22 protein-coding genes are annotated in these 25,706 nt (G+C 59.1%); 13 read left to right on the forward strand and 9 right to left on the reverse strand.

Features of this window, described 5'->3' with window-relative positions:
- Nucleotides 1-99: 99 nt before the first annotated feature.
- Complete coding sequence (gene ppc, locus QN370_RS02395) at nt 100-2,934, reverse strand: phosphoenolpyruvate carboxylase (RefSeq protein WP_322125542.1); 2,835 nt, start codon at nt 2,932-2,934, stop codon at nt 100-102.
- A gap of 152 nt (nt 2,935-3,086) precedes the next feature.
- Between ppc and hemC the strand changes: the two genes are divergently transcribed.
- The 13 genes from hemC to def all read left to right on the forward strand — a co-directional run bounded on the left by hemC (nt 3,087) and on the right by def (nt 15,986).
- Nucleotides 3,087-4,061: a hydroxymethylbilane synthase gene (hemC, locus tag QN370_RS02400; RefSeq protein WP_322125543.1), complete on the forward strand. Its 975-nt coding sequence runs from the start codon at nt 3,087-3,089 to the stop codon at nt 4,059-4,061.
- Nucleotides 4,061-4,831 (forward strand): uroporphyrinogen-III synthase, encoded by a 771-nt coding sequence (locus QN370_RS02405; protein ID WP_322125544.1) that lies wholly within the window; start codon nt 4,061-4,063, stop codon nt 4,829-4,831. Before hemC ends, QN370_RS02405 begins: the two co-directional genes overlap by 1 nt.
- The gene (locus tag QN370_RS02410; protein ID WP_322125545.1) at nt 4,828-5,985 is read left to right on the forward strand and encodes a uroporphyrinogen-III C-methyltransferase; all 1,158 of its coding nucleotides are present in this window, start codon (nt 4,828-4,830) and stop codon (nt 5,983-5,985) included. Before QN370_RS02405 ends, QN370_RS02410 begins: the two co-directional genes overlap by 4 nt.
- Nucleotides 5,985-7,214: a heme biosynthesis protein HemY gene (locus QN370_RS02415; protein WP_322125546.1), complete on the forward strand. Its 1,230-nt coding sequence runs from the start codon at nt 5,985-5,987 to the stop codon at nt 7,212-7,214. Before QN370_RS02410 ends, QN370_RS02415 begins: the two co-directional genes overlap by 1 nt.
- Nucleotides 7,215-7,263: 49 nt before the next feature.
- Nucleotides 7,264-7,812 carry an inorganic diphosphatase gene (gene ppa, locus QN370_RS02420; RefSeq protein ID WP_322125547.1) on the forward strand — a complete coding sequence of 183 codons (549 nt, stop codon included), beginning with the start codon at nt 7,264-7,266 and terminating at the stop codon, nt 7,810-7,812.
- Between the two features lie 366 nt (nt 7,813-8,178).
- Entirely contained in the window at nt 8,179-8,559 is a 381-nt protein-coding gene (locus tag QN370_RS02425; RefSeq protein WP_322125548.1) for a collagen-like protein, read from the forward strand.
- A 300-nt stretch (nt 8,560-8,859) separates the two neighbouring features.
- Nucleotides 8,860-9,579, forward strand: coding sequence for an MlaE family ABC transporter permease (locus QN370_RS02430; protein ID WP_322125549.1), 720 nt, complete (start codon nt 8,860-8,862; stop codon nt 9,577-9,579).
- Nucleotides 9,580-9,597: 18 nt separating this feature from the next.
- On the forward strand, nt 9,598-10,530 hold the full coding sequence (locus tag QN370_RS02435; RefSeq protein ID WP_322125550.1) for a mammalian cell entry protein: 933 nt from the start codon (nt 9,598-9,600) through the stop codon (nt 10,528-10,530).
- Nucleotides 10,527-11,165: a hypothetical protein gene (locus QN370_RS02440; RefSeq protein WP_322125551.1), complete on the forward strand. Its 639-nt coding sequence runs from the start codon at nt 10,527-10,529 to the stop codon at nt 11,163-11,165. The genes QN370_RS02435 and QN370_RS02440 overlap by 4 nt, the downstream gene beginning before the upstream one ends.
- 271 nt (nt 11,166-11,436) lie before the next feature.
- The gene (locus QN370_RS02445; RefSeq protein ID WP_322125552.1) at nt 11,437-12,543 is read left to right on the forward strand and encodes a cell division protein ZipA C-terminal FtsZ-binding domain-containing protein; all 1,107 of its coding nucleotides are present in this window, start codon (nt 11,437-11,439) and stop codon (nt 12,541-12,543) included.
- A 2-nt stretch (nt 12,544-12,545) separates the two neighbouring features.
- Nucleotides 12,546-14,585 carry an NAD-dependent DNA ligase LigA gene (gene ligA, locus QN370_RS02450; protein WP_322125553.1) on the forward strand — a complete coding sequence of 680 codons (2,040 nt, stop codon included), beginning with the start codon at nt 12,546-12,548 and terminating at the stop codon, nt 14,583-14,585.
- A complete protein-coding gene (galU, locus tag QN370_RS02455; RefSeq protein ID WP_322125554.1) occupies nt 14,578-15,453 on the forward strand; it encodes a UTP--glucose-1-phosphate uridylyltransferase GalU in 876 nt (291 codons plus the stop codon). Before ligA ends, galU begins: the two co-directional genes overlap by 8 nt.
- On the forward strand, nt 15,450-15,986 hold the full coding sequence (gene def / locus QN370_RS02460; RefSeq protein WP_322125555.1) for a peptide deformylase: 537 nt from the start codon (nt 15,450-15,452) through the stop codon (nt 15,984-15,986). Before galU ends, def begins: the two co-directional genes overlap by 4 nt.
- A gap of 85 nt (nt 15,987-16,071) precedes the next feature.
- On the opposite strand, the gene QN370_RS02465 is transcribed toward def, so the two are convergent.
- The 8 genes from QN370_RS02465 to map all read right to left on the reverse strand — a co-directional run bounded on the left by QN370_RS02465 (nt 16,072) and on the right by map (nt 25,549).
- Nucleotides 16,072-16,944, reverse strand: a complete 873-nt coding sequence (locus QN370_RS02465; protein ID WP_322125556.1) for an ADP-polyphosphate phosphotransferase — start codon at nt 16,942-16,944, stop codon at nt 16,072-16,074.
- 90 nt (nt 16,945-17,034) lie between these two features.
- On the reverse strand, nt 17,035-18,177 hold the full coding sequence (locus QN370_RS02470; RefSeq protein ID WP_322125557.1) for an alpha/beta fold hydrolase: 1,143 nt from the start codon (nt 18,175-18,177) through the stop codon (nt 17,035-17,037).
- A gap of 41 nt (nt 18,178-18,218) precedes the next feature.
- Nucleotides 18,219-19,433, reverse strand: coding sequence for an acetate/propionate family kinase (locus QN370_RS02475; RefSeq protein ID WP_322125558.1), 1,215 nt, complete (start codon nt 19,431-19,433; stop codon nt 18,219-18,221).
- The gene (locus QN370_RS02480) at nt 19,426-20,376 is read right to left on the reverse strand and encodes a bifunctional enoyl-CoA hydratase/phosphate acetyltransferase (RefSeq protein ID WP_322125559.1); all 951 of its coding nucleotides are present in this window, start codon (nt 20,374-20,376) and stop codon (nt 19,426-19,428) included. The genes QN370_RS02475 and QN370_RS02480 overlap by 8 nt, the downstream gene beginning before the upstream one ends.
- Nucleotides 20,377-20,665: 289 nt before the next feature.
- Entirely contained in the window at nt 20,666-21,364 is a 699-nt protein-coding gene (locus QN370_RS02485; protein ID WP_322125560.1) for an HAD-IA family hydrolase, read from the reverse strand.
- A 24-nt stretch (nt 21,365-21,388) separates the two neighbouring features.
- Nucleotides 21,389-22,135 (reverse strand): pseudouridine synthase, encoded by a 747-nt coding sequence (locus QN370_RS02490; RefSeq protein ID WP_322125561.1) that lies wholly within the window; start codon nt 22,133-22,135, stop codon nt 21,389-21,391.
- Between the two features lie 28 nt (nt 22,136-22,163).
- On the reverse strand, nt 22,164-24,716 hold the full coding sequence (locus QN370_RS02495; protein WP_322125562.1) for a [protein-PII] uridylyltransferase: 2,553 nt from the start codon (nt 24,714-24,716) through the stop codon (nt 22,164-22,166).
- A gap of 2 nt (nt 24,717-24,718) precedes the next feature.
- Nucleotides 24,719-25,549 carry a type I methionyl aminopeptidase gene (gene map, locus QN370_RS02500; protein ID WP_322125563.1) on the reverse strand — a complete coding sequence of 277 codons (831 nt, stop codon included), beginning with the start codon at nt 25,547-25,549 and terminating at the stop codon, nt 24,719-24,721.
- Nucleotides 25,550-25,706 lie beyond the last annotated feature (157 nt).

The following is a 25,706-nucleotide window of genomic DNA, read 5'->3' on the forward strand; positions in this document are numbered from 1 at the left end:
AAAGCGCTGGTGTGGATACCTAGAATTTTCCCACGACGATTCATGCCGTGGGTTGAAGTCCGACAAACTGCTAGGCCAGCAGGCATCGTTGTGGCAGCGTCAGCCAGTGTTACGCAAGCCTGCAGCGATGCCGTTGATCGACAGGTGGATGCCGCGCCGGACCCGTTCGTCCGGCTGTTGTTCGCCCTCAGTCGCCGCGCGGTGACGCTTGATCAGCTCGACTTGCAAATGATTGAGCGGATCGAGGTAGGCAAAGCGATTCTTGATGGACCGCGCCAACAAGGGATTGCCAGCCAATCGTTCACTGGTGCCGGTAATCTCGGACAGACAGGCAATGGTGCGGCGGTGTTCGTCGGTGATGCGTTTAAAAATGCTGTTGCGCAGTTTTTTGTCGGCCACCAGTTCGGCGTAACGCGAAGCCAGCGCGAGGTCGGTTTTCGATAGCACCATGTCCATGTTCGACAGCAGCGCGGCAAAAAATGGCCAGTCGCGGTTCATTGCCCGCAGCGTGGTCAGTTTTGCAGCGCGGCTTTTTTCTTCGGAGGATTCATCAAGCCAGTCCGATACAGCGCTACCAAAGCCATACCAGCCGGGCAGCAGCAAGCGGCATTGCCCCCACGAGAATCCCCATGGAATAGCGCGCAAGTCTTCGATGCGGCGAGTTGCCTTGCGCGAGGCCGGGCGTGAACCGATATTGAGCTCGGCAATTTCGGCGATCGGCGTGGCTTCAAAAAAGTAGTCCGTGAAGCCAGGGGTTTCATAAACGAGGTGGCGATAAGCGCGGTAAGCCCGTTCGGATAATTGCTCCATGACGGTCTCGAAACCGGCACTTTTTTTGGCGCGCTTCGCGTCGTTGACCTGCGGCATCAGGCTCGCTTCAAGGGTTGCCGCGACCAGCAGTTCGAGGTTGCGCCGGCCGATTTCCGGATTGGAAAATTTTGACGCAATGATTTCACCTTGCTCGGTCAGCCGGATCTGGCCGTTCACGGTGCCGGCGGGTTGCGCCAGGATCGCTTCGTAGCTCGGGCCGCCGCCGCGACCGACGGTGCCGCCGCGACCGTGGAACAGGCGTAGCTTGACACCGGCCCGATCAAACACCTGCACCAGCTGGGTTTCCGTTTTATAGAGCTCCCAGGTCGAGGTCAGAAAACCGCCATCCTTGTTGGAATCCGAATAGCCCAGCATGACTTCCTGGATCTGGTGCTGGCGCGCAATCAATCCGGCCACGATGGGCAGCGCCATCCACTGTTCCATGATGCTGGCGGCCAGGCGCAGATCGGGGATGGTTTCAAAGAGCGGGATGACCATCAGGTCGAGTTCTGCTCTTTCTGCGCCATCGGCACCAATGCGCAGCAAGCCGGTTTCCTTTTGGAGCAGCAGCAGTTCCAGCAGGTCAGAGACGGTTTCCGTGTGCGAGATGATGTAGTTGCGAATGGCGCGTGCGCCATAGCGTTCACGGATCGAGCGGGCCGTGCGCAGGATGGTCAGCTCAGAGCTGGTTTCAGCCGAGTAGGTCTGGTACGGCGAAGTCAGCAGGCGGGGTTGTGCCAGTTCGGCCAGCAGCAGGGTGATCTTCTGGAGTTCATCGAGGGCTGCGTAGTCAGCTTCGACGCGGGCGCTGGCAAATAATTCGGCGAGCACCCGTTCATGGACGTCCGAACTCTGGCGCATGTCGAGCGTGGCCAGATGAAAGCCGAAGATGTCGGCAGCGCGTTTGAGGACTGCCAGTCGCGGTTTGATCAGGCATTCGCCATGGTGACTGGCCAGCGAATCGGCCAGTATCTGCAGGTCGGCGACGAACTCACAGGCTGCTCCGTAAGGCGTTGCCTGAGCCACTTCCTTGCGCAGGATAGTGGTCGTGCCGAGTGCGCGTGCGGTAGCGGCCAGGCGCGCATAGATAGCGACCAGCGCCCGCCGGTACGGCTCGTCGGTGCGGTGGACCGAGCGGTCCGGCGACGCATCGGCGAGCGCTTGCAGGGCCGGACTGACACCGACCAGCAAGGTCGAGATCGACAGTTCTGCGCCGAGGGCATGGGCTTCTTCAAGGTAAAAATCGAGAATGGTGGTGGACTGGCGTTTGAGCGCGTGTTCCATCGTGCCGGCATTGACGTTCGGATTGCCGTCACGGTCGCCACCTATCCAGCTGCCCATTTGTACGTAGGTGGGAGTGTCTGACGTCTTGGCAGCCTTGGCCGGAAACTGCCGTGCCACTTCCTCATCGATATCGTCATACAGACCCGGCAGTTCGCGCAGGAAGGTAATCCGGTAATACGACAGCGCATTGTCGATCTCGTCGGCGACCGTCAGTTTGGAGTAGCGCAACATGCGGGTTTGCCACAGCGTTGCGATGCGGGCGTGCAGCGACTCGGTGTTGCGGTTGCTTTCGCGTGGCGTCAGCGCCAGGTCGCGCTGGGCCAGCAGGCGTGCGATATCGTGTTCGGCGTCGAGGATGCTTTTGCGCTGGACTTCGGTCGGATGGGCCGTCAGGACTGGCGAAATGAGCGCTTCCTTGAAAAATTCCCGCACGGTGGCACCGGTCACGCCGGCATTGTCGAGTCGTGCCAGTGCGAAGCCGACGCTACCTTGTTGCGGAGCCGAACCGGCCATCTGATGGGCACGGCGACGCCGGTTGCGGTGCTGATCTTCGGCAATGTTGGCCAGGTGCGAAAAATACGAAAACGCCCTGACGACCGAGATGGTCTGCTCGCGCGTCAATTTTTTCAGCATCTTGTTGAGGTCGGCACCGGATTGCGGATCGTCCTCGCGGCGAAAGCGCACCGCAGTCTGGCGTACCGTCTCGACTACTTCAAAGACCGCATCGCCTTCCTGGCTGCGCAAGACATCGCCGAGCAAGCGGCCAAGCAGGCGGATATCTTCTTTCAAAGGGGCGTCTTTGTCGTCGTCAGGAGGGGTAGTGCGGGCGTGTTTGGCCATGTGGTAGGCAATCGGCGTTGTCAATGAGGCGGTGAATGATGGCGTGCCGCAGCGGGAAACAGCAGCGTCGCATGATAAACTTTGCGCCGTCGAATTAGCCCGAACCGGTACCTTTACTGGTACTGCTGTGCATCAAATAACTGAAAGAAAACGTGTCGATAGTGTCTCCTCCAGCAAAGCTTGTGATTGCGTCTCGTGAAAGTCGGCTCGCCATGTGGCAGGCCGAGCATGTCCGCGATCGGCTCGTCGCATTATATCCGCAGTGTGTTGTCGAAATTCTTGGTATGACCACCCGTGGTGACCAGATCCTTGATCGCACCTTGTCCAAGGTGGGCGGCAAAGGACTGTTCGTCAAGGAACTCGAAGTCGCCATCGCCGAAGGGCGCGCTGACCTGGCGGTCCATTCGCTCAAGGATGTGCCGATGGAGTTGCCGGAGGGCTTCGTGCTCGCGGCCATGCTCGAACGCGGCAATGCGCGCGATGCGTTTGTGTCGAACGACTACGCCTCGCTCGACGCCTTGCCCGCTGGCGCGGTGGTCGGGACCAGCAGTCTGCGTCGCCAGGCACTCATTGCTGCGCGTTTTCCGCATCTGGTGATCAAGCCGTTGCGCGGTAATCTCGATACGCGGCTGGGCAAGCTTGATCGCGGCGAGTATGCCGCCATTATTCTGGCGGCTGCCGGCCTGGAACGACTGGGCATCCCGCAACGTATCCGCGTCGTGCTGGAGCCAGAGCAAAGTCTGCCTGCACCGGGCCAGGGTGCGATGGCCATCGAGATCAAGTCCGGACGTGCTGACCTGATCGCGTTATTGGCACCGCTCGATCACCTCGCGACATCCCGGGCAGTGCAGGCCGAGCGGACTTTGTCACGCGCCTTTGGTGGGAGTTGCCAAATTCCGCTGGCAGCGTATGCGACCGTTGCGGGGGATCAACTGCATTTGCGTGCCATGGTTGCGACCCCCGACGGTGTGCGGGTCGCCAGTGCCGAAGCGCATGGACCGGCAAGCGATCCGGACGCACTTGGCCAGCAAGTAGCGCAGGCGCTGCGCGGTCAGGACGCAGAAGCGATTCTGGCGATCTGCAAGGCTGAAGCTGCCATCGAAGGCAGCGAGCTGATCGCGCCGTAATGTTGCGCAAGCTCGTCATTACCCGTCCTCTGGCGCAGTCACTCGGGCTCGCGCAGGTGCTGCGTGACGGCGGTCGCGAGGTCGTCATTCTGCCTTTGCTGGATATTCTTCCGTTGCCGGATGAGGCAGCACTGCAAGCCGTGCTGGCGCAACTGGAGTCATTCGCGCTGGTTGCGTTTGTCAGCCCGAATGCCATCGATGCGGCGTTTGCCCAGGTGGCAACCTGGCCCGTATCGGTGCCACTGGCGGTGATGGGTGAGGGGAGTCGGCGTGCGCTGGCGCGGCATGGCGTGACGGCCGGTCCCTATCAGATCACCAGTCCGCTCGATACGCAGCGCACGGATTCACAGACCTTGCTGCAGGCGCTGGACTTGCCACGCCTGCAGGGGCAGCGCGTACTGATCATCCGTGGCGATGGTGGCCGGGAATTGCTTGCCGATGCGATGCGCGACGCCGGCATCGACGTGCAGCAGGTCGCGGCCTATCGCCGCGTCGCGCCACGGCTCGATGCGGCGCTGAGGCAGCGTCTGACGGATCTGCTGGCACAAGACTGTGACTGGATTATCACCAGCTCCGAAGCACTGCAGGTCTTGATGGGCTTTGTGCAGCAAGTCGACGCTGAAACAGGTGTTGGAAAAATACAACATAAAAACGTGTTTGTACCACACCGCCGGATCGCAGAAACAGCGGTTTCATTAGGTTTTCGTTATGTTTTCCTGACAGGATCGGGCGACGAAGGCCTGCTTACCGCGTTACAATCGCGGCCATGAACGATACGCCAACCTCAAACACGCCCGGCGTGATGCCAACTGCCCCGACTGCGCCGACTGCGCACGATCGTGGCGACACTCCCCATTTGCCGTTGCCGCGACCCGCATCGTCGCAATGGCTGCTGTATGCGCTCATTGCGCTGTTGGCAGTATTGCTGGTGGCCCAGTGGTGGTCGTGGCGTTCGGAGATGCATATTCTGCGGACCGAATCGGCGCAGCGGCTGCAAGCTGGCGACAACAGCAACAGCGAAACCAAAGGTATCGTCAAGTCGCTGCAGGATGGCACCCGCGAGTTGCAAAGCAAGGTCGGCGTGCTTGAGAATCGTCAGAGCGAAGCACAGAGCCAGCAATTGTCGCTGGAGCAGCTCTATCAGGATTTGTCGAAAAATCGCGATGACTGGGCGCTGGCGGAGATCGAGCAGGTGTTGTCGACGGCCAGCCAGCAGTTGCAGCTTGCCGGCAATGTGCAGGGTGCGCTGATCGCATTGCAAAACGCCGACCGCAGTCTGTCACGCTCTGACAAACCACAATTCATTACCATCCGCCGGGCCATTGCCCGTGATATCGACCGATTGAAGTCATTGCCTTCGCTCGACCTGACGGGCATCGCGCTGCGCCTCGATAGCGTGATTGGCCAAATTGACAGCATGCCGCTGTTGTCGGATGAAAAACCAGCGGTGCTCGCTGCCGCCCCAAAAAACAACCGGCGCGTAGCAGTTCGCACCGAGCAGATGGCCAAACCAGCGACAGGGCACGGTAACCAGCCTGCCGAGTGGCCTGAAGACTTACGCAATAAATGGAACAGTTTGACGAGCGAAATGTGGACCGAGGTCAGCCAGCTGATCCGGGTGCGCAGTGTCGAGACTTCAGATGCGTTGCTGCTGTCACCGACTCAAGCCTACTACGCGCGTGAGAACCTCAAGCTCCGGTTACTCAATGCCCGTCTGGCCTTGTTGTCGCGCAATGAAGGCGCATTCCGCAGCGACATGATTGCGTCGCAGGATACGATCACGAAGTACTTCGACACCCGTGCACGCCAGACCCAGAATACCCAGGCCCTGCTCAGGCAAATCCAGACCAGCAACCTGTCGATCGAGATGCCGACGCTGTCCGAAAGCCTCAACGCCGTGCGTAATTACAAAGCCAAACCATAGTGCGCCTCCTACTTCGTCTCCTGTTGCTGTTCGCGATGGCCGTTGGCCTGGCGGTGGCGTCGCGTTTCAATCCGGGCAATGTGGTGCTCTTTTATCCGCCTTACCGAATCGACCTGTCGCTCAACTTTTTCCTGCTGCTGCTGGCATTGCTGTTCTGGCTCTGTTTCCTGCTGCTTGATGCGTTGTCGATCACCCAGAAGATGCCGTCGCGCGTGGCAGCCTACCGACGTGAAAAGCGTGCGCGCGAAGGTCACCAGGCACTGCGTGATTCCCTCAAAGCCTTGTTCGAGGGACGCTTCGGACATGCCGAAAAAGCAGCAATCAGAGCCGGTGATTCGCCTGAAAATGCCGGATTGGCGGCGCTGATCGGCGCGCGTGCAGCGCATCGCATGCAGCAGACGGCCCGCCGCGATGAGTGGCTTCACCGGATTGTTGAGGACACTGGGCTGCGCACGGCACGCCTGATGACGATGCTGGAGTTACTGGTTGACGAGCACAAGCCGGAACGGGCATTGGAGGCAGTCAGCGAGTTGAACGCCAGCGGAACGCGCCACATTCATGTACTCAGGCTGGCGCTAAAAGCAAGTCACCAGGCCCGCGACTGGCCGGAAGTGCTGCGACTGGTCCGAACTCTGGACAAGAACAATGCCTTGCATCCCGTGGCGTCACGTCGCCTGCGTGAACTTGCTTACGATAATTTGTTATCGGATCGCAGCAATGACGCCGAATCGATTCGCCGTATGTGGGCGGTTGTGCCGGCATCGGATCGTACGGCACCGCTCGTTGCGGTGCGTGCGGCCGAAGCATTTGGCAGCCGTGGGCTGGCTGATGAGGCCCGTTCGATCATCGAACGGGCGCTGGCGGTCGAATGGGATGAGCGCCTGATCAAGGCTTATCGTGATGTTGCTGCGGTGGAAAGTACCGCAACCTTGCTGGCCCAGATTGAACACTGCGAGGCATGGGTGCTTCAGCGGCCCACTGATCCTGACCTGGCGCTGACGTTGGGTACGCTCTGTCTGAAGCAGAAACTGTGGGGTAAAGCCCAACGGCATCTGGAGCAGGCGCTGTCGAATGCCAGCGAGACGGAGACGACTCGTACCAGTCACTTGAAGCTGGCCCAGTTGCATGAGTCGCTCAATCATGCCGAACAGGCTGCTGCGCATTACAGACAGTGCGCGCTGTCCGGATTACTGGACCAGACGCGTCATCCGGTTGCCAGCACTTCCTGACGTATCGGTTTCGTTTTCCAATTGAATTTCCCTACCACTGAAAGTGCACATGAGCTTGAATAACGTATCCGCCGGACGCGACCTGCCCAACGACTTCAACGTCATCATTGAAATCCCGATGAATGCCGATCCGATCAAATATGAAGTCGACAAGGAATCCGGCGCGATTTTTGTTGATCGCTTCATGGGCACGGCGATGCACTATCCGTGCAACTACGGTTATGTTCCACGGACGATTTCGGATGATGGTGATCCGGTTGATGTTCTGGTGATCACACCGTTCCCGCTTTTCCCTGGCGTTGTCGTGCGCTGCCGCGCGATCGGCGTGCTGAAAATGTCCGATGAAGCCGGTGGTGACGCCAAAGTCCTCGCGGTGCCGGTCGATAAAGTGCTGTCGATCTATACCCACTGGCAAAAGCCGGAAGACATGAATGAATTGCGCTTGAACCAGATCCAGCACTTTTTTGAGCATTACAAGGATCTGGAAAAAGGCAAGTGGGTGAAGATTGAAGGATGGGCCGGCCCTGATGAAGCAAAGGCAGAAATCATGTCCGGTGTCGCTGCGTATCAGAAATCACTGGACACACCAGCCGTCTGATTGCGGCGGCTGCGGCCGCACTCGTTGTAAATAAAGCCCCGCGCTCAATGAGCCCGGGGCTTTTTTATTGATGCGCAGGCGATGGCGTTGGTGCCAAACGTTGATCGGCTGATCGGCTGCATGACCAGCTAACTGGTAAGTGAACGTAATAATTCCGGGGTAAGCGCGGTACCGAACCGAGCAGCGTTCGTGATGCGGGTAGCCTTCAGTTCATTCGCAGACGAGCTCTGGCTACCACCCGGAGCCTGGCTTGCCATAGCGCTGGCTTGATTTGCCCGCATTCACTGCTGTTGCCGGAGACCGATCATTTCTGGACGGCTGCCCACAATACCGTGTGTAGTTTCCGTTAAAAAAAAGGAAAACATCATGATGTATTCAAAACAACTTGTCGTTATCGCCGCAATGCTTGCCCTTGGTGGTTGCATCACATTGCCAGCTGGCCCGGCGGGTCCGCAAGGTGAGCCAGGTTACACCGGTGCAACCGGAAATACTGGCGCAACTGGCTACACCGGCGCAACCGGCTATACCGGTGCAACCGGAAACACAGGCGCAACCGGCTACACCGGTGCAACCGGCAATACCGGAGCAACGGGTTATACGGGTGATACCGGTGCGACGGGTGCAACCGGCTACACCGGCGCGACAGGCAGCACCGGCGCAACGGGTAATGCAGGTGCGCGTGGCGCGGCAGGTGCCCGCGCCACACCAAGTGGCGACACTGTGGTCATCGTGCCCGGCCAACGTTAATCGTTAGAGCAGCCTCGCGTCGCAGAAGAATCCCCGTCAGGAGCAACGCCCCTGTCGGAGATTCTTTTCGTGCACGCGGTGTCTTAGGCTGACACAGGAGGCAGCAAAGCAGAGGCAGATAACGGGATCGTCGTGCCACGGCATGATCGATCAGTTCGACGTGACAAGCAGATTGGCATTGACCGCTTTCGCGTCCATGCGGTGCGTTATCATTCGGGCATGCGACTACATTCATTTCTGATCATGAAGCCGGAGACGTGGGGACCAGTCTTTCTGAGCACGTTACTGAGTTGGTGGGCCATGTTTCACCTCGGCGCGATCGCACTGGTCATGGCTTTTTCGCCGTCAACTTACTACCGCGCAAACAGAGCCGTCACCTCCCGATTCATCTACGCGAGTACCTGGCAAGTGCTGCTGTGGTTCACCCTGCTCAGTGCGCTGGTGTGCCAGGTGGTCATCCGCATTGTGGTCGTGACCGCGATCAGTTACGGCTTGTCCCAGTACGCGCTCGAAATGGTCGTGCGAGTGCTGGTTCTGGAATTGATTCCGCTGTCAGCGGCCATGTTTGTCGCGTTGCGCTCGGGGCTGGCATTCAATGCCAGTACAGCGCTGCCAACGCCAGTCGAGTCGGCCAATCTGTCGCGCGTGGACTTCAAGCGCTTGCGCAGCGAAGTGGTGCCGCAAGTCGTCGCGGGCGCATTCGCCGTCGTCAGCCTGGCGATGGTGAGCAGCGTCATCGTTCTGGTGCTGGCCTATGTCAATGTATACGGTTTGTTGCCTTGGGGACTGGTCGATTACACCCGGACCGTAGGACGTGTTTTTGATCCCATCGTGACGATCGGTTTTGCGCTGAAAACGGTACTCTTCGGGATGGCCGTCGCGGTGATCCCGATGGCAGCCTTGCTGGAAGAGTCGCGCAAGCAGCAGGCGCTGGTATCGCCGGTCCAGCCCGGTGCCACCCGGTTGTTGACCGTCCTGTTGCTGATCGAAGCAGGCTCTCTTGCCTTCAAGTACAGCTGATCTAACCTTATGGAGCCCATGGAAAATCCACCCGAAACCACTGCCGTTGCCCACGTCGAATTCAAGGCGGTCGTCTTGCTGGTCGTCATGACGGCACTGATCGTCAGCTTTTTGCTGTACGTCATGTTTGCGCGTGGTGTGTTTGACAGCACCCAGCGTCTTGTGCTGATCTCGGATGATTCGGAGGGCGTTATTGTTGGCATGGATCTGACGTTTTCAGGGTTTCCGATCGGGCGGGTTCAGCGCATCGAACTGGCGCCAGATGGCAAGGCCCGTATCCTGCTCGACGTGCCACGCGATGATGCGCACTGGTTGCGCACCTCCAGTATCTTCACGATGGAACGCGGCATGGTCGGTGACACCCGCATCAGGGCATTTACCGGAATATTTACCGATCCGCCGTTGCCACCCGGTGCCGAGCGCACCGTGCTGCGCGGCGATACTGCAGCAGAAATTCCCCGCCTGGTCGCGGCGGCACGCAGCCTTCTCGATAACCTCGGCAGCATGACCAGCGAGGGCGCGCCACTCAATGCCACCCTGGCCAACGTTCAGGGTGCAACGGCAAATCTGTCAGGTAAATATGGATTGCTGGGCGGTGCACTGGGCAGCGACGACAATGCCAAAAAGCTGATCGCCACAGTCGACAACATCAATACGCTGCTGACCAAAGCCGATCAGCGCGTGTTCGGCAAGCAGGGCGTGATGGACGATGCGCAGGCGACCATCTTGCAGCTCAATGGCGTGCTGGCCGATGCCCGTGCCAGTCTGACCAAAGTCGATGCGGTACTGGCTGAAGCGCAGGCAGTCGGTGCCAATGCCCGCGTTGCCACCAACGACCTTGGCGCATTGCGTGCCGAGGTTGACACCAGCTTGCGCAAAGTGACCAGCCTGGTTGACGAAATCAATCGCAAGTGGCCATTTGCTCGCGATAACCAGATCAAACTCCCTTGAAAAAACTCGCGATAACTTTCTCTCTCCTTCTGGCCGGTTGTGCCAGCACGCCTGCGTCCCCGGACTGGCAGGGCAATGCCTACAGCGCGCTCGACAGTTTTACATCGACTTACCTGAAGGGAAACACACGGTCTGCCGAGGCCGACTTCGCGCGTGCCCGTGCTGATATCAGTAGCACTGGTCGTGCTGATTTAGTGGCCCGTGCCGAGCTGGTGCGCTGTGCCGTGCGGGTTGCCAGTCTGGAATTTGATGACTGTGCCGGCTATCAGCCGTTCGCTGCTGACGCCGGTAAAGCCGAACGCAGTTATGCGGCTTATCTGACTGCGCGCTGGCAAGATGTCGATGCGGCGTTATTGCCGCCGCAGCATCGGGCAATGGTTGGCTCGTCGGCCACTTCGGTGAGCACAATCGACGATCCGCTGGCACGCCTGATCGCGGCGGGTGCGTTGCTGCAAGCTGGCCGGTTGTCGCCGGCAGACACGATCAGCGCGACGGAGTCGGCGTCCGCGCAAGGATGGCGCCGTCCGCTGCTGGCGTGGCTGGGTGTGCAACTCAGGAGCGCGCAGGAAGCCGGAGATTCGGAGGGAGTGACACGCTTGCAGAGACGCATCAATCTGATCTCGGCATCGTTGTGAGGGCTGGTGAGCTTGTCCGTCACCGACCCGAATCGACCACCTCATTTCTTGGCTCGCTTGACAACTTCAGGTATCAACACTTACCCTAAGCGCCATTCTGGAAGACCTTGGTTCACACTCTGTTAGAGTGAGAAAAATCGTTTTTCCTTCACTGTTTGCCCTGACTTTCAAAGACACCCGTGCCACTTTTTTTCAGCGTAATACCTTTTACCGATTTCCCATTCAGGCAAGGCTGTGCCATGCACCAGCCTGTCAGCGAGGCAACGACGGTATGACCGACCTACAAGCCAGTCTCATCGCCATCGGCGCCGCCATTGTCATTGCCGTGATCGGCTACAACAAGTGGCAGGAATTCAAGGCCAAGAAAAGCGTCGAGCGGGCCTTTGCCTCGACCCGGGACGATGTACTGATGACGCCTTCCTCGCGTGAGGAGGCAAGCCCTCCGGCTGTGCGGCAGGAGCCGGGATTTTTTGCTGCTGGCGAACAGTCCTCCGAGTTTGACGGGAATGCGTTGCCCGCCGCCGATGGCGTGCCGGTTGCAGAAGAAGACTTTGCCATTCCGGTTCGTGCCGCGACCACGGCGTCCGACTTGCCCGTCGACGAACTGGTCGACTGCCTCATTCCTCTGACGCTGGATCAGCCATTGCGGGGCGAAAAAATCCTGGCCGCTTTTCGTGACTTGCGCCAGGCGGGCAGCAAGCCGTTGCACACGATCGGTTTGCGCGACGGAGCCCACTGGGAAGCGATTACTCACGGTGCGCAATACAGCATGCTGCAGGTAGGTGTGCAACTGGCCAACCGGTCTTCCTCCCTCAATGAAATCGAATATTCCGAACTGGTAATGGCATTGCGTGCCGTGGCCGAAGAACTCGGTGCCGATCCGGATATTCCGGACATGAAGCACGTGATGCAAAGCGCGCGCGCACTGCATCAGTTCATTACCGAATTCGATGCGCATCTGAGTGTCAATATCCAGTCCAACAGTGAACCGTGGCTGATCAGCACCTTGCTCATCGCCCTTGAAAAGCAAGGGTTCGATGTGCGTCCCGAGGGACGGTTGGTGATGCCGGATGGCGAAGGCGACGTGCTGTTTTCGCTGTCGACCAATGTCACGCTGGCGGCCGATACGACCTCGCGCCTGACCTTGCTGCTCGATGTGCCGCGGGTGAGTCAGGCTCACAATGGTTTCGGTGCACTCACCGCATGCGCCCGTTCGCTGGCGCTCCGGATGGATGGTACGGTGGTCGATGATGGCAATCAGCCGTTATCGGAACAGGCGCTGTCAGAGATCGCCGTCCAGGTCAATGAGTTTTACGCCAACATGCTGGCGGCCGATATTCCGGCCGGGTCGCCCCGTGCGCTGCGCTTGTTTAGCTGATCATGGCCAGCGTTGTAGTGACTGATGCCGCTGCACGGGCAGCGGCGTTGCGCAGCCTGCTGGATCGCCACGCCCATGCCTACTACGTGCTGGATGCGCCGACGATTCCGGACCCCGATTACGACCTGCTGTTTCGCGAACTCGAAGCGCTCGAAGCCGCACATCCCGAGTTGGTGACTACCGATTCGCCGACGCAGCGTGTTGGTGCCCCGCCTCTGCCTGAGTTCGTTCAGGTGAGACATTCGGTGCCGATGCTGTCCTTGTCGAACGGGTTTGCCGACGACGATGTGATCGCCTTCGATCGCCGCGTGCGCGACGGCCTGCAGAGTGCCGGCGAGGTCGCGTATGCCGCTGAACTCAAGTTTGACGGACTCGCCATCAACTTGCGCTATGAAGCCGGCGTGCTGGTCGAAGCCGCCACGCGTGGCGATGGCAGCACCGGTGAAAACGTCACCGTCAACATTCGCACACTGCGCGGCATCCCGCTGCGCCTGCATACCCCGACACCGCCAGCAGTCATCGATGTACGCGGCGAAGTCTTGCTCTACAAGGCCGATTTCGCCAGCCTCAATGCGCGCCAGCGCGCCGCCGGACTCAAGGAGTTTGCCAATCCCCGCAATGCCGCCGCCGGCAGTTTGCGCCAGCTTGATTCGCGCATTACCGCGCAACGCGCGCTGCGCTTTTTTGCCTATGGCATCGGCACCCTCGACGGGGCGGAGATGCCGGCCTCGCACTCCGCTCTGCTGGACTGGTATCGCACACTCGGCATCCCGGTCTGCAACGAGCGCAAGGTCGTGCGTGGCGCGGCGGGCTTGCTCGACTTTTACCGTGATATCGGCACCCGGCGTGCCTCCTTGCCGTATGAAATCGACGGCGTGGTCTACAAGGTCGACGAGACCGCCCAGCAACAGCAACTGGGCTTTGTTGCGCGTGCTCCGCGCTACGCATTGGCCCACAAGTTTCCGGCCGAAGAAGCCAGCACCGTGGTGCAAGGTATCGATGTGCAGGTCGGTCGCACCGGCGCGATCACGCCAGTGGCACGGTTGATGCCGGTCGCCGTGGGCGGCGTGATCGTCACCAATGCCACGCTGCACAATGAAGATGAAGTACGGCGCAAGGACATCCGCATTGGCGACACCGTCATCGTCCGCCGTGCTGGCGACGTGATTCCCGAAGTCGTGGCGTTCATTGCCGACTTGCGCGGCCCGGACGTGCAGGAGTTCATCATGCCGACCGTGTGTCCGGTGTGCGGTTCGGCCATCGTCCGGCTCGACGAAGAAGCCATCGCACGCTGTTCCGGTGGCTGGATAAAATGCGCGGCGCAGCGCAAGGGCGGTTTGCTGCACTTCGTGTCACGCCGAGCGATGGATATCGAAGGCTTGGGTGAGCAACTGGTCGTGCAACTGGTCGATCGCGAAGTCATCCGCACGCCGGCCGACCTGTACAAGCTCGGTCTGGTTGGCTTGTCAGAGCTGGCACGCATGGCCGACAAGTCGGCGCGCAACGTGCTGGCGGCGCTCGAGAAATCGAAATCCACCACGCTGGCACGTTTCATTTACGCGCTCGGCATTCGTCATGTCGGCGAAGCCACCGCGAAAGAACTGGCGGCGCATTTCGGTCAGCTCGACGCCGTGATGACGGCGACCGAAGAACAATTGCTGGACGTGGCCGATGTGGGGCCGGTCGTTGCGCGTTCCATTCTTGAATTTTTTGCCGATCCGCTCAACATCGAACTGGTCGAGCAATTGCGCGCAGCCGGATTGCACTGGACCGAGCACGCAGGACGGCAAGTGGCCAGCCTGCCGCAGAGTGGCAAGACCTTCGTGCTGACCGGCACCTTGCCGACGCTGGCGCGCGATGAAGCCGCGGCACTGATCGAGGCGGCCGGCGGCAAGGTGGCCGGCTCGGTCTCGAAAAAAACCAGTTACGTCGTAGCCGGCAGCGATGCCGGCAGCAAGCTCGCCAAGGCACAGGAACTCGGCCTGGCGATACTCGATGAAGCCGGATTACTCCAACTTTTGAAAGCAGACCCTGATGCGTAAAATTAAGAAAGCCGTTTTTCCGGTTGCCGGTCTCGGCAGCCGATTTCTGCCAGCGACCAAGGCGCAACCGAAAGAGATGTTGCCCATCGTTGACAAGCCATTGATCCAGTATGCGGTCGAAGAAGCTGTCGCCGCTGGCATCACCGAAATGATCTTCATCACCGGTCGCAACAAGCGCGCCATCGAAGACCATTTCGATACGGCCTACGAACTCGAAGCCGAACTCGAAGCACACGGCAAGAATCAGCTGCTGGAGCTGGTGCAAAACGTGATCCCCAAACACATCGCGTGCATCTACATCCGTCAGTCCGCTGCCCTCGGACTTGGCCATGCCGTGCTGTGCGCGCGGCCGGTCGTCGGCAACGAACCGTTTGCCGTGCTGCTGGCAGATGACTTCATGGATGTGCCGGACGGCACGACGCCGGTGCTGGCGCAGATGACGGACATCTTTTCGCGTCAGGGCTCCAGCCTGCTGGCGGTGCAGGATGTGCCGCGTGCCGAGACCCGGCAATACGGCATTGTCAGCGTCTCGCCATTTGCGAAAATGCTTGAGCAGGTCAATGCGATCGTCGAAAAACCGGCGGCCGATGTGGCGCCGTCGACGCTGGCCGTCGTGGGCCGCTATGTGCTGACCAACGGGATTTTCGATTACCTCGAAAAGCTCGAGCAGGGTGCCGGTGGCGAACTGCAACTGACCGACGGCATCTCGGCAATGATCGAGTCCGAGCGCGTGCTGGCCTATCGCTACGAAGGCCAGCGGTATGACTGCGGCTCCAAGCTCGGTTACCTGAAAGCGTCGATGGCGATGGGACTGAAGCATCCCGAAACCGGCAAGGCTTTTACTGACTACCTGGCGAGCCTGCGATGACCGTCCGCGAAATTTTAAAAATGGGCGACCCGCGTCTGTTGCGCGTGGCCGAACCGGTAACCGAGTTCGATACACCGGCAATGCGCCTGCTGATCGCCGATATGTTCGAGACCATGCATGCGGTCAATGGTGCGGGTCTCGCCGCACCACAGATCGGCGTCAATTTGCAACTGGTGATTTATGGCTCGCGCAATAACGTGCGCTATCCGGAAGCGCCCGAAGTCCCGGAAACCATCCTGATCAATCCGGTACTCACACCGTTGTCCGAAGAGATCGTCGAGAACTGGGAAGGTTGCCTGTCGGTGCCCGGTTTGCGCGGCGTGGTGCCGCGCTGGAATGCGCTGCATTACGAAGGGCTCGACCAGTTCGGCGCAGTCATCAGCCGCGATGTCGAAGGATTCCATGCGCGCGTCGTACAGCACGAATGCGATCACCTCATCGGCATTCTGTACCCGATGCGCGTGACCGATTTCAGCCGCTTCGGTTACACCAGTGTGCTGTTTCCGGAACTTGATGGAGACGAAGACGATTGAATTCCGGTAGCTATCAAGCGGTATAAAAAATTACCGTCGACGGCACCGGACGTCGCTGGCAGATGCCGGTCATTGCGTCAGTCGGTCACTCGTTCATCAGCTGACCGCGAATCGACAGCAATTCCTTCTGACGCTTGGCATCAGTTTCGGGGTAGTTCATCTTGAGTGACTTGAGCGTATCGAGAATGACCTCCGAAATAATCAGACGGGCGTTTTCCTTGTCATCGGCCGGTATCACATACCATGGCGCATCTTTTGTGCTGGTCGCACTCAGGCAGGCTTCATAGGCGGTCATGTATTGCGGCCAGAATTGTCGCTCGGTGATGTCGGCACTACTGAATTTCCAGTTCTTCGCCGGGTCGTCGATGCGGTCAAGAAAGCGCTGGCGCTGCTCGTCCTTTGACAAGTGCAGAAAAAACTTGATGACGTGTGTGCCACTGCGATGCAGGTGTTCTTCCGAGTGGACGATCGACTCGTAGCGCTCCTCCCAGATTTTTTTCGGGTTGAGCCGGCCATCGGGAAGTCCCTGGCTACGCAGGATTTCCGGGTGCACGCGGACAATCAGTACCTCTTCGTAATAGGACCGATTGAAGATGCCGATGCGGCCGCGCTCGGGCAAGCACTGCGTGGTGCGCCACAGGAAGTCGTGCTCCAGTTCGGCCGCACTGGGGTGCTTGAAGCTGAACACCTGGCAGCCTTGCGGATTGATGCCTGACATCACGTGCTTGATGGCACCGTCCTTTCCCGCTGCATCCATTGCCTGAAAAATCAGCAGTACGGCGTAGCGGCTTGATGCATAGAGCAGCTGCTGTAATTCGCTCAGGTCCGCGACCTGTTCGGCCAGCAGCTCCTGATACTTTTCCTTCGATTTGTAGACGGGCTTGACCCGCGTCGGCCATTTGTCGAGCTTGACCGTATCGCCTTGCTGTACCCGAAAATCCTTGGTGTTGATTTTCATTGTGACCCTTTCGGTGTTTGTCGGTTGCTAGCGAGTGCCCCAGCTTACAGGCATTGATTGGCCGTAAGGGGGCGACAGCGATGACCGATGTCAGTCACGGCTTATTCCGCCTGAACGGACCCAGCGTCCAATTGCCGGCCAGTACTCGGTCAGCGTCTTGGCTCCCATGAACAAGCCGATATGACCACCCGAGGCGAGTGTCTTGACAATGTGCTCTGGTGGGGTCCCGAGATATTTTTCTGCGTCGAATACCTGCTCGGAGGTCGTGATATCGTCATCCGATCCTGCCAGCAAATAAACGGGACAGACAATATTTTTCAAGGAAAGACGTTCGCCCAAGGCAATGAACTCACCTTTTGCCAGACGATTTTCCTTGAAGATTTGCCGGATTGTTTGCAGATAATAGGCACCTGGAAGATCAATCGGACTCTCATACCAGCGCTCGAATTGTTCGGTTCGCTTGATGTAGTTTTTGTCTTCGATGTGCTGATACAGCTCGAGATACTTGCTCATGTATTGCGCTTGAGGATTCATGCTTTTCCATCCGGCGAGCATCGTTTTTCCGAGCATCACACCGCCGCCTGCGCGCACCATTTCTTCATACACGGCCATCGGCAACGTATGGGCAAGTTTCTTGATCGGGCCGTCGCCGGCATCGGTATCGATGGGCGCACCGGCCAGTACCAGCGTGCGCACCTTGTGCGGGAAGCGTGCGGCATACATCGCACTCATCCAGCCACCCTGGCAAAGCCCGATCAGATCGACAAGACCACCGAGATCATCGACGACGACGTTGATTTCGGCCAGATACTTGTCGATATCAAAGTTTTTCATTGCCGGTGTTGCGCTCTTCCAGTCGGTTACCAGCACATGCTCCAGACCGGAGGCCAGCAGGGTTTCGACCAGACTTTGCCCGATCTTGTAGTCGGCGATCGTGGAGCTGTGGCCGGCGAAGGGGGCATCGATCAGCACGGGGGGTTGCGTGAAAGGACGATTGGCCGCTGAAAAATCCCGTAGCCGCATCGTCTCCAGTTCAAGCACGATACGGTTCGACGTGGCCCACTCGGGACTATGCGGGGTGTCGATTTTTTCTGCTTCGGCGATGAAGCTCAGGTTGTGCTGAAACTGTTTCATCGCACTGATGCCAAGTTCGATGCCGGCGGCCATCGGCCAGAACAACGGAACGCTATGTTCATGGATCGGCTTGTGAATGAGGGGCGCAGGCGTCGTCATTGAATGCTTTCGGTGAAGGTCAACAGACAGGAGGTCGATGACTAGTTCGTCGTACTGGTCAGGAGAAAGGTATGGCGTGCGACCATCAACTCTTCGTTGGTTGGTATGACCCATACGGTCACGGGACTGTCCGGCATGCTGATGCACGGTCCGCCGGCTTGATTCGATACCGGGTCCAGTCGTATGCCTAGCCACGCTGATTGCGCGCAAATGCTGGCACGGATTTCCGGTGCATGCTCGCCGACTCCGGCCGTAAAGACCAGTGCATCGAGTCCGCCGATGGCGGCGGCCAGTGATCCGATTTCTCGCGTCGCACGATAGACATAGAGATCGATCGCATCGCGTGCGGCGCTGTCTTTGCTGGCCAGCAGGCAACGCATATCGTTGCTGATGCCCGATACTCCTAGCAAACCTGATTGGTGATAAAGCAGGGATTCAATCGCCTCCGTGCACATTTTCTTTTCCTGCAGCAGATACAGCAGGATGCCGGGATCAAGGGTGCCGCAGCGGGTACCCATCAACAGACCATCAAGCGCACTGAATCCCATCGTCGACGCGATGCTCTTCCCGTTAATCAGTCCGCACAGGCTGGCACCATTGCCCAGATGGGCAATGATCGTGCGCCCGCTGGCCGCGCGCGGATCAATACGGGGCAGTTCGCCGGCAATATATTCGTACGACAGCCCATGGAATCCGAAACGCTGCAGACCGTCGTCGCTTAGCGCTTTCGGCAACCCATACAGGCGGGAGATTCGGGGATTGGTGGCATGAAACCCGGTATCGAAGCAGGCCACTTGCGGCAACCCCGGATGCCGCGCCGCCAGCGCCGTGATCGGTGCCAGGTTATGCGGTTGATGCAGCGGCGCAAGCGGACTCGCGGCGTGCAATTGGGCCAGCACCTCGGCTGTGATGCGTTGCGGTGTCGTGCAGTGCAAGCCGCCATGCGCGACACGATGTCCGGCGGCCATCAGCCGGTCCGGTCCAAGAGTGGCTTCTATCCATGCGATCAGATGGCCGAGCAAGTCTTCATGCGAGACAGCGGCGTCCCATTGGTGCTCGGAAAGTCGCTGGCCGTTGCGGCTATCAGCAAAAAAATGCGGTGTCGTCCCGATGTTTTCGATTTCGCCGTGGACAAAGCAGATCAATGTTGCCTGCGTGTCTCCTGCGAGTAGCGAAAACTTGATGCTGGACGAACCGGCATTGATGACGACCAGGCATTTTCCAGAAGGCATTGCGTCGTTGATTGCATCAGGCAAGGAATACTCCTGTCGTCGTTTGCCGTTTGGCATGCACCAGTTTGACAGCCACCGCGCACGATGCCAACCGGGTTTCGGTACTGTCGGAACGACTGGTCAGTATGATCGGCACCCGCGCGCCGAGCACGATGCCTGCGGCCCTTGCACCCGCCAGATATTCCAGCTGTTTTGCCAGCATGTTGCCGGACTCCAGATCAGGCACGACCAGGACGTCAGCCACTCCCGCGACATCCGACAGCAAGCCCTTGATGCGGGCTGCTTCGAGGTTGATGGCGGTATCAAAGGCCAGCGGTCCGTCGAGGATGGCACCACTGATCTGGCCGCGTTCAGCCATTTTGCATAACGCTGCGGCATCAATCGTCGAACGTATTTTGGCATCGACGGTTTCTACCGCCGACAGGATGGCGACCCGGGGTGCTGGCAGGTCGAGTACATGGGCCAGATCAATGGCGTTCTGGATGATATGCACTTTGTCGTCGAGCGTCGGGTAAATATTGATCGCGGCATCCGTGATGAGCAGCATTTTCGGATAGGTCGAGACTTCCATCAGGTAGACGTGACTGATGCGACGCGCCGTCCGTAGCCCGGTTTCGACGAGCAGGACTTCGTGCATCATCTCGTCGGTATGCAAGCTGCCTTTCATGAGCGCGTCGCACTCGCCGGAACGACACAGGGCGACGGCGCGCGAGGCAGATTCATGGCTGTGGGCGGTGTCGATCAGGCGATAGCCGGAGATGTCGATGCCGGCCTGGTTGGCGACAGCCTGTATTTTTGCACTTGGGCCGACCAGCACCGGATCGATCAATTGCGCTTGCGCCGCTTCGACGGCACCACGCAGCGATACCTCGCTGCAGGGATGACAGACGGCCACCGATACCGGCTTGAGCGAGCGTCCCAGATCAATCAGGTTTTGAAGAGTTTGAGCTACGGCAAGCATTTGCACCTCCTTATGTTTGTGCTGGCCATAACTTGGCGCAGACCCTGTCCGGTGATGTTATTAAATGGTAACGCACAAGACTGCAGCCTACGGTCGTTAAAAATTTTGATGCAGCGCAAAAAAAGTGAAGTGACATCCGCTTGAACGCCGGGTGCAATACCCGCAGAGGGTTGTTCCGCATGCATTGATCACGGTTAATAAAACGAACGAGTTGCGGTGGTCCGCTTGGTGCAATAACCGCCGGGCATTGCACCCGACGGCAAAATTACCACCGCTCCGCTTCGATGCCTGAACGCTAGCCAGCCCGCACCAACGCACTGACCAGTGCCGGCAAGTCGGCCATGTCATCGAAAGTCGCATGGACTCCCAGCGCTTGCATGCGCAATGCCTGTCCGGCAGGAACATGCCCGCCGCCGATGTAGCCCAGCACCACCATGCCTGCGGCGACGGCGGCGCTGGCGCCGGTGATGCTGTCTTCAATCGCAATGCAGTGGCCTGGTGCTACCCCTAAGCCGGCTGCGGCGGCGAGGTAGACGGCCGGATGTGGCTTTGGAAGACCGCTGTTGTCGGGAGTGTGGATGTGCGTTCCGAATAGCGGTGCCAGTCCGGTGCGCAGCAATGCGGCGCGTACGCGTTCGCTGTGACTGTTGCTGGCCACGGCCTTCGGCAGGGTGATTGCTGCCAGCGCTGCCGCAACGCCGGGCACCAGCGACAACCGGCGGTCGCATTCGCGTTCGACATGCTCGCCGATTGCCGCCAGTTCACCCTCGGCCGCAGTCACCTGCAAGTGCGCAAACAATTGCGCCAGTACAGTGACCAGCGGCAAGCCGAGGCGAGGGCGGATCAACGCAGCCAGTTGCTCGCGGTCGGCCATGTACGGCTGCAAGGCGGTCAGCATGGTATCGAGCGCCACGGCCTCGCTGTCGATGAGCACGCCATCGCAATCACTGACCAGATGCGTGAGGGGAAGCGCGGGAACGGCGCGGTCAAACACCGGAGGTTGCCATGTTGTATGGCATCAGAAGCCTTCGTCCGTATCCAGATAACGCCATTCGCCAACCGGCAAGTCACCCAGCTTGATATTGCCGATCCGCACGCGCTTGAGACCAAGCACCTTGAGCCCGACCATGTCGCACATCCGGCGGATCTGACGCTTCTTGCCCTCGCGCAGGATGAAGCTGAGCTGGTCATCATTCTGCCAGCGCACCTTGGCCGGTAGCAGTTCCTTGCCATCCATCGTCAGCCCATGCTGCAGTTTCAGCAGCTGGTTTTCCGGCAGGCGGCCCGGTCTGTCGTATTGCACCCGGACCAGATACTCTTTTTCGACGTCGGTGGCTTCGCCGATCAGTTGCTTGGCGACGCGGCCATCCTGGGTCAGCACCAGCAAGCCGATCGAGTCGATGTCGAGTCGTCCGGCCGGGACCAGGCTGCGTAATTGCGTCGGGTGGAACTGGGTGGTGGCGCGGTCTTCGGCCCAGCGATTTTCTGGCTTGATCAACGTCACCGCTGGCTGGTAGCCGTCTTCGGCCTGACCGCTGACATAACCCATCGGCTTGTTGATCAGGATCGTCACCAGTTTGGATTGCTCGGCGGCGGCTTGCCGCTCTATCGTGACCAGTTGGCTGGGCAAAACTTTGCTGCCAAGTTCGGAGACGACTTTGCCGTCAACCCGGACCCAGCCTTTTTCGATCCAGACATCGGCTTCGCGGCGGGAGCACAAGCCCAGTTCGGACATGCGTTTGGAAAGGCGGAGTGGTTCGGTCATGGTGTTCGTCAATCAAAGTGGTGGGTGCTCAGACGCGCAGGGCGTCGAGCAAATCGGTTTCGAGCTGGATCTGGCTGCGTGCATTGTTGAGCGTCGGGCCATCGACCAGAAAGACGTCTTCGACCCGTTCGCCCAGCGTCAATATTTTGGCGGTATGCAGCGAGATCCGGTACTTGGCCAGCACGCTGGCGATTGCGTACAGCAAGCCGTTGCGGTCGTTCGCCGAGACGGTCAGCAGGTAGTACTGGCCGCGTTCATCGGCGCGCAAGTCCACCGTCGGCGTGATCGGAAACGTGCGCGACAGGCGTGACAGACGTCCGCGTTTGGGTTCCGGCAATGGCTCTGCGCTCGTGAGTAATTGCGTCAGCTCGTGCTCGATCAGACTGATGATGTCGCGGTAATTGTTGGCAAAATTCGGCTCGGTCACCAGAAAGGTATCGAGCGCGTAACCGTGCCGCGTGGTGTGAATCTTTGCATCGAGGATGCTGAAATTTTTCTGGTCGAAATAACTGCAGATGCGGGCAAACAGATCCGGCTGGTCTTTCAGATACACGGTGACCTGCAAGCCTTCGCCGATGGTCGCTAGCCGGCATTTGACCACCGGGGTCGGGCTGTCGAAGCGGCCGATCAGCGAGCGGGTCTGCCAGGCGATATCGGACGCATCATGGCGCAGGAAATACGCGACATCCAGTTGCCGCCAGAGTTGTTCGTGGACGTCGGCCGGCAAGCCGTACAGGCGCAACGTGGCGAGGGCCGCTTGCTGGCGGTTGATCAGTTCCCGATCGGCCGAGGGCGCTTCGCCGCCGAGCACACGCAACGTGATCCGGTACAGGTCTTCGAGCAGTTTGCCTTTCCATGCGTTCCAGACTTTGGGGCTGGTACCACGGATATCGGACACCGTCAGCAGGTACAGCGCCGTCAGATGTCGCTCATCGCGCACCAGTCCCGCAAAGGACTGGATGACGTCCAGGTCCGACAAGTCTTGCTTTTGCGCGGTCTGCGACATGGTCAGGTGATGCTCGACGAGGAACACGATCAGCTCGGTGTCTTCGTGCGACAAGCCATGCTCGCGACAGAATTTTTCGGCATCGACCATGCCCAGTTTGGAGTGATCACCGCCGCGTCCCTTGGCAATATCGTGAAACAGCGCCGCCACGTACAGCAGCCACGAGCGCGGAAAATTGGCGATCAGCTGGCTGCAGAACGGGTACTCATGCGAGTGCTCCGGCATCGTGAAACGGCGCACGTTGCGCACCACCATCAGGATGTGCTGATCGACCGTGTAGACATGAAACAGGTCGTGCTGCATCTGCCCGACAATGCGGCGAAAATTCGGCAGATAGCGTCCGAGGATGCTGGTCTGATTCATGTTGCGCAACGCATGCGTGATGCCTTGCGGCGAACGCAGGATGTCGAGAAACAGCTCTCGGTTGATCGGGTCGCGTCGGAACGCAGCATCGATTTTCAGACGGGCATGCCACAACGCACGCATGGTGCGCGCGGTCATGCCCTTGAGTGCCGTGTCGCGCGCCAGCAGCAGGAACACTTCGAGCATCGCCGAGGGCGTGGTTGAAAAAGTGTCTTCGTGCGTGATCTCGATGAGACCGTTGATGTCATTGAAGCGCGGGTTGATCGGCACCGCCACCGTCGGCATCGGGAATAGCTGGGCACCAATGTTCTGCAACAAGATCACGTTGAGCTGGGTTACCGCCTTGGCGGCCCAGTAATACCGTTGCATCAGATATTCGCTGGCACGACGGGTTTCGGTGGTCTTGAAATCAAAGGTCTCGGCGATGGCCGTCTGGACATCGAACACCAGCCGGTCTTCGCGTCGATGGGTCAGGATGTGCAGGCGGATACGGATGACCTTGAAAGCCCGTTCTTTTTGCAGTAGCTGGCGTGCTTCGGTGCTGGTGATCAGCCCGCGCTGCGCCAGCTTGCGCCAGGAGTCGCCGAGACCGGCGGCTTTGGCCACCCACAGGATGACTTGCAGATCGCGCAGGCCGCCGGGACTTTCCTTGCAATTTGGTTCAAGGCTGTACGGGGTGTCGTCGTATTTGGCATGGCGCTGATGCAGTTCCAGCGTCTTGGCTTCAAAAAAGGCTTGCGGGTCCATCGCCGCCGAGCAGCGTTCCTGCAAGAAGCGGAACAGCTTGCGGTTGCCGGTCACCATGCGCGCTTCCAGCAAGCTGGTCTGCACGGTGATATCGGCGGCGGACTCGCTGAGGCATTCAGGAATGGTACGGATGCTGTGGCCAATCTCGAGGCCGATATCCCACAGAGTCTGGACTAGTGCTTCCAGTTTTTCCTGCAGGGCAGGGCCGGGAGCGGATTCGAGCAGAATCAGGACATCGACATCCGAGTGAGGAAACAACTCCCCGCGACCGTAGCCGCCGACGGCAACCAGCGCGGCGCTGGCCGGCAGGTCGCACCGAAGCCAGGCTTCAGTCAAGGCCGCATCGACATTTTTGCGCAAACTGGCCAGCAGGTTATCCGGCTTGCCGTCGGCCTGAAAGAGCGCAATGGCGGCAAGCTGTTTTGCCTTGAGTTGTTCTTTCAAGGCCAGCGCAAGTGAGATCATTGTCAGGCAGCAGTAATTGCTGCGGCGGATGCCGTGATGAAGTCCGGAGGTGCAGGCATGCCTGGCGAGACGGTCAGGATTTCATAGCCTGTTTCGGTCACCAGCACCGTATGTTCCCATTGTGCCGACAAGCTGCGATCCTTGGTTTTGATGGTCCAGCCATCGCCCATTTCGCGGATCTCGCGACGGCCGGCATTGATCATCGGCTCGACCGTGAAAATCATGCCGGCTTTCAGTTCTTCCAGTGTGCCGGGACGGCCATAGTGCAGCACTTGCGGTTCTTCATGGAAGACGGTACCGATGCCGTGACCGCAGAATTCACGGACTACGCTGTAACCGGCATTTTCGGCGTGCTGCTGGATGACGTAACCGATATCGCCGAGATGCGCGCCCGGTTTGATTTTCGAGATGCCCAGCCACATGCATTCATACGTGATCAGGCCAAGACGTTTTGCCATGATCGAAGGTTCGCCGGCATAGTACATACGGCTGGTGTCGCCGTGGTAACCATCCTTGATGACGGTGATGTCGAGATTGATCACGTCGCCGTTCTTGAGTACCTTGTCGCCCGGAATGCCATGGCAGATGACATCGTTGACGGAGGTGCAGATTGCTTTCGGATACGGGGTATAGCCAGGCGGGCAGTAATTGAGCGGTGCCGGAATCGTGCCCTGAACATTGGTCATGTATTCATGACAGAGCCGGTCGATTTCGCCGGTGGTGACACCAACCTTGACGAAAGGGGCGATGTAGTCGAGCACTTCGGCGGCCAGTCGGCCGGCAACTCGCATGCCCTTGATGTCGGCTTCGGTTTTGATGGAAATGGAACTCATAATTGAACGTTGCCTTTCTCTAGCAAACCTGATGGTGAGCATGATTATAGTCGACGCGCACAGGCACCGTCCTTGCAGCGTCAGGGAATAGTTGTCAGTCTCTTGAAATTTGCCTATGTTTTCGAGTACACTCTCGGACTATCTTGCGGTATCCGCC

Source organism: Actimicrobium sp. CCI2.3 (assembly GCF_035019065.1).
GTDB lineage: Bacteria > Pseudomonadota > Gammaproteobacteria > Burkholderiales > Burkholderiaceae_D > Actimicrobium.

What these genes read in the sequence shown, in the direction of transcription:
- ppc (WP_322125542.1), bottom strand. Translation starts at nt 2,934, where the DNA reads ATGGCCAAACACGCCCGCACTACCCCTCCTGACGACGACAAAGACGCC.
- QN370_RS02405 (WP_322125544.1), top strand. Translation starts at nt 4,061, where the DNA reads ATGTTGCGCAAGCTCGTCATTACCCGTCCTCTGGCGCAGTCACTCGGG.
- QN370_RS02410 (WP_322125545.1), top strand. Translation starts at nt 4,828, where the DNA reads ATGAACGATACGCCAACCTCAAACACGCCCGGCGTGATGCCAACTGCC.
- ppa (WP_322125547.1), top strand. Translation starts at nt 7,264, where the DNA reads ATGAGCTTGAATAACGTATCCGCCGGACGCGACCTGCCCAACGACTTC.
- QN370_RS02425 (WP_322125548.1), top strand. Translation starts at nt 8,179, where the DNA reads ATGATGTATTCAAAACAACTTGTCGTTATCGCCGCAATGCTTGCCCTT.
- QN370_RS02430 (WP_322125549.1), top strand. Translation starts at nt 8,860, where the DNA reads ATGTTTCACCTCGGCGCGATCGCACTGGTCATGGCTTTTTCGCCGTCA.
- QN370_RS02435 (WP_322125550.1), top strand. Translation starts at nt 9,598, where the DNA reads ATGGAAAATCCACCCGAAACCACTGCCGTTGCCCACGTCGAATTCAAG.
- QN370_RS02445 (WP_322125552.1), top strand. Translation starts at nt 11,437, where the DNA reads ATGACCGACCTACAAGCCAGTCTCATCGCCATCGGCGCCGCCATTGTC.
- ligA (WP_322125553.1), top strand. Translation starts at nt 12,546, where the DNA reads ATGGCCAGCGTTGTAGTGACTGATGCCGCTGCACGGGCAGCGGCGTTG.
- galU (WP_322125554.1), top strand. Translation starts at nt 14,578, where the DNA reads ATGCGTAAAATTAAGAAAGCCGTTTTTCCGGTTGCCGGTCTCGGCAGC.
- def (WP_322125555.1), top strand. Translation starts at nt 15,450, where the DNA reads ATGACCGTCCGCGAAATTTTAAAAATGGGCGACCCGCGTCTGTTGCGC.
- QN370_RS02465 (WP_322125556.1), bottom strand. Translation starts at nt 16,944, where the DNA reads ATGAAAATCAACACCAAGGATTTTCGGGTACAGCAAGGCGATACGGTC.
- QN370_RS02470 (WP_322125557.1), bottom strand. Translation starts at nt 18,177, where the DNA reads ATGACGACGCCTGCGCCCCTCATTCACAAGCCGATCCATGAACATAGC.
- QN370_RS02490 (WP_322125561.1), bottom strand. Translation starts at nt 22,135, where the DNA reads ATGACCGAACCACTCCGCCTTTCCAAACGCATGTCCGAACTGGGCTTG.
- QN370_RS02495 (WP_322125562.1), bottom strand. Translation starts at nt 24,716, where the DNA reads ATGATCTCACTTGCGCTGGCCTTGAAAGAACAACTCAAGGCAAAACAG.
- map (WP_322125563.1), bottom strand. Translation starts at nt 25,549, where the DNA reads ATGAGTTCCATTTCCATCAAAACCGAAGCCGACATCAAGGGCATGCGA.